Origin of the sequence: Streptomyces sp. Y20 (assembly GCF_043195475.1) — a bacterium.
Classification (GTDB): domain Bacteria; phylum Actinomycetota; class Actinomycetes; order Streptomycetales; family Streptomycetaceae; genus Streptomyces.
This window is the reverse complement of sequence record NZ_JBIDDP010000026.1, coordinates 1-10,008: the sequence shown is the minus strand read 5'-3', so window position 1 is coordinate 10,008 and position 10,008 is coordinate 1. Positions and strand designations below refer to the sequence as shown.

General features: G+C 72.8%; 8 protein-coding genes. 5 read left to right on the top strand and 3 right to left on the bottom strand.

The genetic code is table 11. The features are described from left to right. Positions 1-561: 561 nt before the first annotated feature. Positions 562-933, top strand: coding sequence for a hypothetical protein (locus tag ACGFT1_RS35670; protein ID WP_373913145.1), 372 nt, complete (start codon positions 562-564; stop codon positions 931-933). An 80-nt stretch (positions 934-1,013) separates the two neighbouring features. Here ACGFT1_RS35670 and ACGFT1_RS35665 read toward each other — a convergent pair whose 3' ends face one another. Together ACGFT1_RS35665 and ACGFT1_RS35660 are read right to left on the bottom strand one after the other, a co-directional pair. Further along, positions 1,014-1,805: a phosphatase gene (locus ACGFT1_RS35665; RefSeq protein WP_373913144.1), complete on the bottom strand. Its 792-nt coding sequence runs from the start codon at positions 1,803-1,805 to the stop codon at positions 1,014-1,016. 79 nt (positions 1,806-1,884) lie between these two features. Then, the gene (locus ACGFT1_RS35660) at positions 1,885-3,429 is read right to left on the bottom strand and encodes a PucR family transcriptional regulator ligand-binding domain-containing protein (protein WP_373913143.1); all 1,545 of its coding nucleotides are present in this window, start codon (positions 3,427-3,429) and stop codon (positions 1,885-1,887) included. A 310-nt stretch (positions 3,430-3,739) separates the two neighbouring features. Here ACGFT1_RS35660 and speB point away from each other — a divergent pair, with 310 nt between their 5' ends. From speB to ACGFT1_RS35640, 4 genes are all read left to right on the top strand, one after another. After that, entirely contained in the window at positions 3,740-4,720 is a 981-nt protein-coding gene (speB, locus tag ACGFT1_RS35655) for an agmatinase (RefSeq protein ID WP_373913142.1), read from the top strand. Continuing rightward, entirely contained in the window at positions 4,717-6,402 is a 1,686-nt protein-coding gene (locus ACGFT1_RS35650; RefSeq protein WP_373913141.1) for a thiamine pyrophosphate-binding protein, read from the top strand. Before speB ends, ACGFT1_RS35650 begins: the two co-directional genes overlap by 4 nt. Before the next feature lie 169 nt (positions 6,403-6,571). Continuing rightward, a complete protein-coding gene (locus ACGFT1_RS35645) occupies positions 6,572-7,912 on the top strand; it encodes a VanZ family protein (RefSeq protein WP_373913140.1) in 1,341 nt (446 codons plus the stop codon). A gap of 222 nt (positions 7,913-8,134) precedes the next feature. Then, complete coding sequence (locus tag ACGFT1_RS35640; protein ID WP_373913139.1) at positions 8,135-9,058, top strand: serine hydrolase; 924 nt, start codon at positions 8,135-8,137, stop codon at positions 9,056-9,058. A gap of 112 nt (positions 9,059-9,170) precedes the next feature. Here ACGFT1_RS35640 and ACGFT1_RS35635 read toward each other — a convergent pair whose 3' ends face one another. Further along, the gene (locus ACGFT1_RS35635) at positions 9,171-9,773 is read right to left on the bottom strand and encodes a recombinase family protein (protein WP_373913138.1); all 603 of its coding nucleotides are present in this window, start codon (positions 9,771-9,773) and stop codon (positions 9,171-9,173) included. Between the last annotated feature and the right edge of the window lie 235 nt (positions 9,774-10,008).

Here is a 10,008-nt window from a genome sequence, read left to right as displayed (position 1 = left end):
CTGCGCGCCCCCCGCCGGGCCGCCCCCCCCGTGGCGGGCGGGCCCCCCGTCCGGGGGACCCGCCCGCCACGCCGCGCCCGTGCCGCCCGAGCCGGCAGGCGTCCCCGTCGCCCGTGGGCCCAGGCCGGAGCGGCGGCCAAGAACCCGGCCGCGAGCAGGCCGGCCAGGACGAGGGACACGCGCCGGAGCACGGGGTGTCTCCTTGCCGTCGGGGGGACTTGCCACGCATCTCCGGCAGGGCCACCGGGTGGCGCGGCAGCCGTTGCCCAAGGTGACGTACGACGTATGTGGGCTTAGGCTCTAATACTGAAAGCCGCAGCGAACGGCATGCTCGGCCGGCGAGGTGCGGGTACGCCCCGTGCCTCAGCCGCAGCACCCGAAGGCGCCTCGACGTACGGGTGGGCTGCAGGCGCCGGCGAAGCGTCGTGCCGCTCATGACGCAGCGGTGACATCCGAAGACCGCGCCGTCACTTCCCCTTCGTCATGACGGCGCCGGCCATCCACCTCGTGACGTTCCCCGCGGGGAGCCGCGAGAGACGATGGGAACGGAAGGTATCTCCTATGCGATCACTACGCACGAGGCGTCTCGTCGCGACGTCAGCGGCCGGGCTGCTGCTGGCCGGCGGAGTCGCCGTCGCCGGGGCCGGCACCGCGTCGGCGTCATCGGACCACCACGACAGTGGCAGCAGCTACAGCCGTCACTTCGACAACAACAACCGGGATAACAACCGGGATTACAACAACTGGTGGAACAACGACAACGACCACGGCGGTCGCGGTCATGACAATGACTACGGCAACGGCCATGACAACGGTTACGGCAACGGTCATGACAACGACCATGGCAATGGCTACGGCCATGACAACGGCCATGACAACGGCTACGGGGACAACAACGGTCGTCACAACGACAACAACGACGACTGGGGCTGACTGATCCGTCCGACCAGCGCGGCGTGCGCCTCCGGTTCTCGGCCGGACCGCACGCCGCGGCACGTCGGCCGGACAGCGCCTCAGGTCCCGAGTCCCGCCTGGGCCAGCAGATACGCCGTCATCGGGTCGTAGTGGCGGGGACTGACCACGTGGTCGTCCAGCGGCACGGCGACCTGGAGCGTCCCCTCGGACTCGGCGAGGAACAGCGCCGGGTCGTTGCAGTCGGCGTACCCGACCGAGTCCACGCCGTGCTGTCCCGCGTAGCCCGCCCAGCCGTGATCGGCGACCACCAGATCCGGCAGCGGGCGCCCCTCGCGCTCCAGTCCCGTGAGAACGGCCCGCATCGGCTCCCCCGAGTGGGTGTGCCACAGCGTCGCCCCGTGCTCCAGCACCGCCACGTCGGCGAACTGCATGACGTACCCCTCGTCCGTCCGCAGCCCGTCCGGGATGACGGCGATCTCGCAGCCGGCGGCGCGCAGCGCGGCGGCCGTGGCCCGGTGCACGTCCAGCAGGCCGCCCGGGTGCCCGGTCGCGAACAGCACCCGCTGGCGCCCCTCGGCCGCCTTCCGCAGCCGCGCCGCCATGCGTTCCAGCGCGTCCACGGTCAGTTCGGGGTCGATGGTGTCCTGCCCGTACCGGTACTCCGGGTCGTCGTTGACACCCACCCGCTCGGCCATCACCGCGAGCACGTCCTGCTCGTCCGTCCAGCGGTCGCCCAGCTCCAGGCCGAACCAGAAGGCGCGGACCCCGTTGGCGAGCTGACGGTAGTGGGAGAGGTTGTTCTCGCGGGGCGTGGCGACGTCCCCCGCGATACGGGTCCTCACCAGGTGGTCGACGAGCTGGGCGCGGCTGGGTGTCCCGGGTATCGGCATGGCTCCCATTGTGAGGCAGCGCCCCGCGCGCGTCCTCGGCATACCGCCCGCTGGGACGGGCGTCACCCGGCCTCGTCCGTCACTCCTGCCGCAGCGCGAACCACAGCTCCATGCGCACGTCCGGGTCGTCCAGGTCGGCCGGCAGCAGGGCCGCGCAGCGGGCGATCCGCTGCCGCACGGTGTTGCGGTGCACGTCCAGCGCCACCGCCGTACGGTCCCAGCTCCCGTGCAGTGACAACCAGGCGCGCAGGGTCTCGGCGAGCGCCGGCTGCCCGGCGAGCGGTGCGAGCAGCGTCCGGGCGTGCGCCCGCGCCTCGGCCCGGGGCACCAGGTCCGCCAGGGCCGGCCGGGCGCCGTGCCGGACCAGGCGGGAGCGGGTGGCGCGGGCCCGGGCCAGGGCCCGCGCCGCCTGGGTGTCGGCGGCCGGCCAGTCGCGCGGCGCCACGGCGGCACTGACCCCGAGCGTCCAGCCGGGCTGCGGCTCCGGTTCCCGCCCGGCCGGCACCAGCACCCGTACGGCGTTCCGGCCGACGTCGACCAGCGGTGACCCCAGGGCGGCGCCGAGGGCGGAGGCGGAGACGGCGTCGTGCGGGCCGCCCCGGTCGGGGCCGCTCCGGTCGGGCCGGGCGTGCACGACGAGCCACTCAGCGGCGCCCAGCAGGGGCGCCACCTCCTCGGGCGGAGCGCCCAGCAGCAGCCGTACCAGTGCGGAGGACCGGGCGGCGCCGGTGCCGCTGCGGTGCTCACCGGTCAGCAGGGACAGCAGGACGGCGGCCACGGAGGCGATGGTGTGGTCACCGGGCTCCCTGCGGGGCGTGGCCACACCGAGCACGAAGCCCTTACCGGCGCCGAGGGCGTAGACGGCGAGGTGGGTGGAGCCGAGGGTGTCGGTGGCGGAGGCGGGCAGGGGTCCGGGTCCACCGCCCGGCGTGCCGCCCGCCGTGTGGTCCGCCGGCGGTCTGACCACGCCGGTCAGCGCCGCCAGTGCCTCCCGCACGCCCTGCGCCGGCTCGCGGCCCGCCGTCGCGATCGCGGTGCCGTCGGGGCCGTGCAGGACCGCGTGCCCGCCCAGCCGCTGGGCCAGCCGGCGCAGGACCGACGGCACCGGGTCCGGGCGGGAGGCCGCGGCGGCGAGGCTCTGCTGGGCCTCCGTGACGCGGCGCAGCTCGGCCAGCCGGGCCTGCGCCATCAGCTGCCACACCGCGCGGGCCACACCCGAGAAGGTGGTCTGCGGCGGGACCTCCAGCAGCGGCAGGCCGTGGCGGTCGCAGGCGGCGGCCAGGGCGGGGGGCACCGTGTCGTGCACCGGCGCCAGGCCGAAGCCGAGGGCCGCCCCGCCCGCGGCCACGATCCGGGAGACGTAGTCGTCGAAGTACGTCCCCGCTCGCGCCGCCCCGGGGATGTGCACCCCGGCCGTCAGCAGCAGCTCGCCACCCAGCAGATACGGGTACGGGTCGGCCATCTCGGAGGTGTGCGCCCAGTGGACGACGGCGCCCGGCTCCCGGGGGCCCGCGATCTGCCGCAGGCCGAGGTCCTCCCGGGCCAGCAGGGCCGCGAGCGGCACGGGCGGGGTCGGGGGTACCGCTGGGGTGATCGTCTCCGGCATGGTGTGCGTTTCCTCCATCCCGCCCCGCTCCGCTGGATGAAACGTACTCTTCGCAGTCGCTTTCCGGCCACCTAGTGTCGTCAGGGAACGGCAGCCGCGGGTACGGGCGGATGTCCCCGCGATCCGCTGCCGCCACACCCCTCCGCGCCCCCATCGGCCTCGGCCTGCTCGCCCCGAGGCCCACCGGCGAGGCGGTCCTCGCCGCTGGGCGCGAACGCCTCGCCGGACAGCCCCCCGAACTCGTGTCCGAACCGGCCCCGGCTCACCAGTAGAGTCGTAGGGAAAGCAGTACATGCGCGACGAAGCGCAGGAAAGAAGGCATTCGACCATGAGCAGCAACGAGACGCCCCGCGGCCCCGTGGACTCCTCCCGCATCCCGCGGTACGCCGGCCCCGCGACCTTCGCCCGGCTGCCCCGCCTCGACGAGGTCGGCACCGCCGATGTCGCCGTGGTGGGCGTGCCGTTCGACTCCGGCGTCTCGTACCGGCCGGGCGCCCGCTTCGGCGGCAACGCCATCCGCGAGGCGTCCCGGCTGCTGCGCCCGTACAACCCGGCGCAGGACGCGTCCCCGTTCGCCCTCGCCCAGGTCGCCGACGCCGGTGACATCGCGGCCAACCCGTTCAACATCAACGAGGCCGTCGACACCATCGAGGCCGCCGCGGACGAGCTGCTCGGCACCGGCGCCCGCCTGATGACCCTCGGCGGCGACCACACCATCGCCCTGCCGCTGCTGCGCTCGGTCGCGAAGAAGCACGGCCCGGTCGCCCTGCTCCACTTCGACGCCCACCTCGACACGTGGGACACCTACTTCGGCGCCGAGTACACCCACGGCACCCCGTTCCGCCGCGCCGTCGAGGAGGGCATCCTCGACACCGAGGCCCTCTCCCACGTCGGCACCCGCGGCCCGCTGTACGGCAAGCAGGACCTCACCGACGACGAGAAGATGGGCTTCGGCATCGTCACCTCCGCCGACGTCTACCGCCGCGGCGCCGACGAGGTCGCCGACCAGCTGCGCCAGCGCATCGGCGACCGCCCGCTGTACATCTCCATCGACATCGACTGCCTCGACCCGGCCCACGCGCCCGGCACCGGCACCCCGGAGGCGGGCGGCATGACCTCCCGCGAACTCCTGGAGATCCTGCGCGGCCTGGCCTCCTGCAACCTGGTCTCGGCGGACGTCGTCGAGGTCGCGCCGGCGTACGACCACGCCGAGATCACCTCGGTCGCCGCCTCCCACACGGCGTACGAACTCACCACCATCATGAGCCGCCAGATCGCGGCGGCCCGGAAGGACGCGGAAGCGAAGTGACGCACGACCACGACCTGGTCCTCCGCCCGACGGCCGCGCAGACGGAGGCCGCGCTGAACCCGCCCGCCGGCCGCAACGGCGGAGACCTGGTCGTGGAGACGCTGGCCGGGCTCGGCGCGACCACGGTCTTCGGCCTGCCTGGCCAGCACGCCCTCGGCATGTTCGACGCGCTGCGCCGCTCCCGCCTCCACTACGTCGGCCTGCGGGTGGAGAACAACGCGGGCTTCGCGGCGGACGCCTACGGCAGGATCACCGGCGAGGCGGCCCCGCTGCTGCTGTCGACCGGCCCGGGCGCCCTGACCTCGCTCGCCGCACTCCAGGAGGCGGCCTCCGCCTCCGCCCCCGTCCTGGCGATCAGCAGCCAGATCCCGACGGCGGGGCTGGGCGGCGGCCGGCACGGCTACCTCCACGAACTGCCCGACCAGGCGGCCTCGTTCCGGGGCGTCGTCAAGTCGGTCCACACCGTCCGCGCCCAGTCCCAGATCCCCTCCGCCGTCGCGGCGGCCTGGAAATCGGCGCTCACGGCTCCGCACGGGCCGGTGTGGGTGGAGATCCCGCAGGACGTGCTCCTCGCGGAGACGGTCCTGCCCGTGGTGACGGCGATCGACGCGACCCCCGACGACCTCGTCCCGCGCCCCGAACTGACGGCGGTGGCCGCGGACCTGCTGTCGAACGCCGCCCGCCCCGTGATCATCGCGGGCGGCGGGGTCGTACGGTCGGACGCGTCGGGCAAGCTGCGCCGGCTGGCCGAGAAGCTGGACGCGCCCGTGGTGACGACGTTCGGCGGCAAGGGCGCCTTCCCCTGGCAGCACCCTCTCTCCCTCCAGTCCTGGCTGGAGGACCGGCACACCACGGACTTCCTGGAGGACGCGGACGTCCTCCTCGTGGTCGGCTCCGGCCTCGGTGAACTCTCCTCGAACTACCACACGTTCAAGCCCCGCGGCCGGGTCGTCCAGATCGAGGCGGACGCCGGCAAACTGGAGTCCAACCACCCGGCCCTGGGTATCCACGCCGACGCCCGCCTGGCCCTTCAAGCCCTGCTGGAGACGGTGCGGGAGCGGACGGACGCGGCGGCGCCGGACCGCGTACGGGACCTCCTGGCGAGGGTCGCGCAGCGTATCGCGTCCCAGGAACTCACCCTGGAACAGGACGTGCTGGCCGCCGTCCGCGCCGCCCTGCCCGCCGGCTCCCCGTCCTTCTGGGACATGACCATCCTCGCCTACTGGGCCTGGTCCGCCTTCGACGCCCAGGGCCCCAACACCATGCACTCGGCCCAGGGCGCCGGCGGCCTCGGCTACGGCTTCCCGGCGGCACTCGGCGCGGCGACGGCCGACCCGACCCGCCCGGTACTGGCGGTGTCCGGCGACGGCGGCGCCCTGTACTCCATCGCGGAACTGGCCACGGCCCGCCAGTACGACCTCCCGGTCACCTGGCTGATCGTCGACGACGGCGGCTACGGCATCCTCCGCGAATACATGACGGACACCTTCGGCCAGGCGACGGCGACAGAACTGACCCGCCCGGACTACGTGGCCCTCGCCGAGTCCTTCGGAGTCCCGGGCGTCCGCACGACGCCGGAAACCCTGGAGCAGGACCTGGCGAAGGCCCTGGCGACCCCGGGTCCGTCGGTGGTGGTGCTGCCGGTGGTGCTGCGGATGTTCGCGCCGACGCACCTGGCCTGAGCCCCGGCCCCGACGGGCGGTCCCGCTCCCGGCTCTCCTGCGCCCGGGCGCTGCTGTTCCGCCGTCGGGGAGCCGGTGCGCGGAACTGTCCGGCCGTCGTGGCCGTCCTCTCAGGTGATCATGAACTGGCGGCCCTGACCAGGCCGTCACCGGCGGGGGAGAACAAGACGTGTTCGAGGCTGTGTTCGGCGACGATCACTGGTTCCTGGGGGGACTCACCGTCCTCGCGGCCGTGCTCGGGGCGACGGCGTGGCGGGTGGCCCGGGGGCGCCGGGCCGAGCGGGCCTTCTGGTGGGCGCCGTTCGTGTTCTGCCTCACCGGCGTGCTCGGGGTGACCCTCGCCATGCGCGGGGGCGGCGCCGGGCGGGGCGAGTGTGTGATCAACCATGAGATCACCGAGCCGCTCTACACCACCCAAGGTCTGTGGAACCTGGCCATGTTCGTGCCGATCGGCTTGTTCGGGGTGCTCGCGTCGCGGCGGCCGGTGCCCGTGCTGGGCTGTGTGCTCGCGCTGCCCTGTCTCATCGAACTCTGCCAGGCGCTGGCCCCGTTCGCCGCCGGCGTCTGTGACAGCGCCGATGTCGAGATGAACGTGGCCGGGGGACTGGCCGGTCTCGCCGTGGGGCTCTTGGCGGTGCGGGGGCGGGTGGCCTGGCGGGCCCTGGGCCGGTCCACTGTGGTTGCCCTCGGGGTGCTCGGTGTTCTCGGGGTCACCCTGCTCCAGAGCGCGGTCACCCTGGAGCATGTCGACGGTTCCAGCGTCCGGGACGCCCACGGGGACGAGCGGGAGGCCGCCGAGCGGGCCGTCCGGCAGGCCTTCGGGAACCGGTACGAGGTCGGGGACGTACGCGTCAGTCCCGGCGTCGACGGCTACAACGGGTGGATGTCCGTCCAGTTCGCCGGTGGGTTCCCCGCGGAACTGATGTGGCCCGGCGGTCGCCGGCTCACCGTCGACTTCACCGGCACCTCCGTCGCGGGATATGCCGTCCCCGGTGCCACCCCGCCGCACGACGCCCGGGACGCGTACCGCGTCGCCCGCGCCTACATGCGCGCCCACTACCCGTGGGCCGATTCGGCCTCCTGGCATGCGACGCGGGCGGTGGGCCACGATGCGGGCGGCGGCGGTTGGGTCATCTCGTGGCGGTTCAGGGAGCGTGGGGTGGCCATGCCCCGCAGCCTCGATGTGCGGATCAGCTCGGCCGGGCGCGTCCACGGGCTGTCCGTCGACCTCGGGCCCACGCACGTGGAGCTGCCCGAGGGACTCCTCTCGGCACGGCAGGCCGAGGACCTCGTCAGGAAGTGGGAGCGGCGCAGCCGCGCCGACGCCGGGCACCTGCGGATCCGCGCCCGGGAGCTGACGACGGAGCGCGCCATGGGGTATCAGGGGCCCTGGCGCGCGGTGTGGTCCGTCGAGGTGGCCGACCCCAGGTGCCGGCCCGACGGCGACGGGGACGGCTGCGACCCCTATGTCACGGCGGTGGACGCCGCCACCCGGAGGATCGTCGGCTGACGGCTGACGGCTGACGGCTGACGGCTGACGGCTGACCGCGTCACCCGGCGGGAGTCGGGTGAGGGGTCGGGGCCGGGGGGGGGGGCTCGCGCTCTGTCGAACTAACGCCCCGCGAACAGGTGTACAACCCTCCACCGTCCTGGCGAGTCTTCCTCGGCAGCGCACGGGTGCGCTCAACGGCGTTCAGGGGGACGCCCGTTCGACGTTCAAGGGGAACTTTCCATGACTTTCCGGATATCCGGCCGGGCCAGTGTGCTCGCGGCCACCGTCGGTGCCGCGCTGCTCGTACCGGCCGTCGTCGCCGCCACCCCGGCCGCCGCCACGGCGCCCACCGTCAGCTGCACGTCCGCCAAGGCGGGGCTGGCCGACAAGCTGAAGAAGGACATCACGGCCGCGCTGGCGAACCGCAAGGGCACCGTCGCCGTCGGCCTGTACGACCGCGGTACCAAGACGACGTGCACGCTGCGCGGCACCAGCGCCTACGACTCGGCCAGCAGCGTCAAGGTCACCGTGCTCGCCACGCTGCTGTGGGACGCCAGGAAGCACAACCGGTACCTGACGGCCACCGAGCAGTCGCTCGCCAAGGCCATGATCACGCAGTCGGACAACACCGCGACCAGCAAGCTCTGGAAGCAGCTCGGCGTGACGAAGATCAAGGGCTTCCTCACCGCCGCCGGGATGACGAAGACCGTGCCGGGCGCGGACGGTTACTGGGGTCTGACCCAGGAGAACGCCACCGACGAGCAGAAGCTGCTCCAGCTGGTCACCGCGAAGAACAGCGTGCTGAGCGACAACTCCCGGGCCTACATCCTGAAGTTGATGGGCCAGGTCGTCTCCTCGCAGCGCTGGGGCACCCCGGCCGGTGCGCCGTCGTCCGTCGCCGTGCACGTCAAGAACGGCTGGCTCCAGCGCTCCACGCACGGCTGGCGCGTGCACAGCCTCGGCACCTTCAACGGCGCCGGCCACGACTACATGGTCACCGTGCTGACGCAGGACAACAGCACCATGGACTACGGCGTGACCACCATCCAGAACGTCGCCAAGGCCATCCACAAGGACCTGGTGCCGACCACCTCCGGTGTCACCCGCTACACCCCGACCACTCAGCCGCGCGAGGCGTTCGTCGCCGTACCGCCGCAGGCCTGAGGACGAGCGCGGGGCCTCGCGACACGCCGTCGCGAGACCCCGCCGGCGTGCGGGCGTGTCGGCCCCGGACTCCCAGCTCTGTCCCCAGGGGCAAAGTAGCCCGCCGGTTGTTTCAGGACTGCGGGGCGGCGGTCTTCTTGGGCTGGCGGGGGACTGTCTTGGTCTTGTCGAGGTGCCCGTACACCGTCGACCGTGGCACGCCGAACATGTCGGCGATCTGCTGGACGGTCTTCTCCCGCTCGTCGTAGAGACGTTGGGCGAGCGCGGCCTGGTCCTCGGTGAGCTTCGGTCGGCGTCCGCCGACCCGCCCCCGGGCCCGCGCGGAGGCGAGCCCGTCGTTCGTATTCGCCACGATCAGCTCGCGCTGGAGCTCTGCCAGTACGGACAGCATCCCGAACATGGCCCTGCCTTCCATGGTGGCGGTGTCGATGCCCTGCTCGATGACGTGCAGCCCGATACCGCGCTCGCGCAGGTCGGCGCCGAGGGTTACCAGGTGCAGGACCGAGCGGGAGAGCCGGTCGAGCCGGGTGACCTTCAAGGAGTCGCCCTCGCGCAGCAGCTGCATGACGAGGTCGAGCTTCGGGCGGGACGCCTTCGCGCCGCTGGCGACGTCGATGTGGATGTTGTCGCGGTCGACGCCGTGGCGGAGCAGTGCGTCGATCTGATGATCGGGGTTCTGGTCGGCCGTCGATGTGCGGCAGTAGCCGATGAGCATGTGTCGGAATCTATCGGCGGACCGTTCACCGACGTTGATTCTCGACGCGAGTTGCCGACACTGCTCACCTGCGGGTTCGCGATCACGGGGTCGAGTGTCGGCATACGGTGGCACCCTCAAGTGATCAACGCACCACCCACGGATGATCATGTGATCGTGGAGGCACAGGTGCGTGACTACGGGTTTTCGCCAGCTCAACAGGATGAGGTCTGGAGACGCTGGCGAGAGGGGCAGT

What these genes read in the sequence shown, in the direction of transcription:
- ACGFT1_RS35635 (WP_373913138.1), bottom strand. Translation starts at nt 9,773, where the DNA reads ATGCTCATCGGCTACTGCCGCACATCGACGGCCGACCAGAACCCCGAT.
- ACGFT1_RS35665 (WP_373913144.1), bottom strand. Translation starts at nt 1,805, where the DNA reads ATGCCGATACCCGGGACACCCAGCCGCGCCCAGCTCGTCGACCACCTG.
- ACGFT1_RS35660 (WP_373913143.1), bottom strand. Translation starts at nt 3,429, where the DNA reads ATGGAGGAAACGCACACCATGCCGGAGACGATCACCCCAGCGGTACCC.
- ACGFT1_RS35670 (WP_373913145.1), top strand. Translation starts at nt 562, where the DNA reads ATGCGATCACTACGCACGAGGCGTCTCGTCGCGACGTCAGCGGCCGGG.
- ACGFT1_RS35640 (WP_373913139.1), top strand. Translation starts at nt 8,135, where the DNA reads ATGACTTTCCGGATATCCGGCCGGGCCAGTGTGCTCGCGGCCACCGTC.
- speB (WP_373913142.1), top strand. Translation starts at nt 3,740, where the DNA reads ATGAGCAGCAACGAGACGCCCCGCGGCCCCGTGGACTCCTCCCGCATC.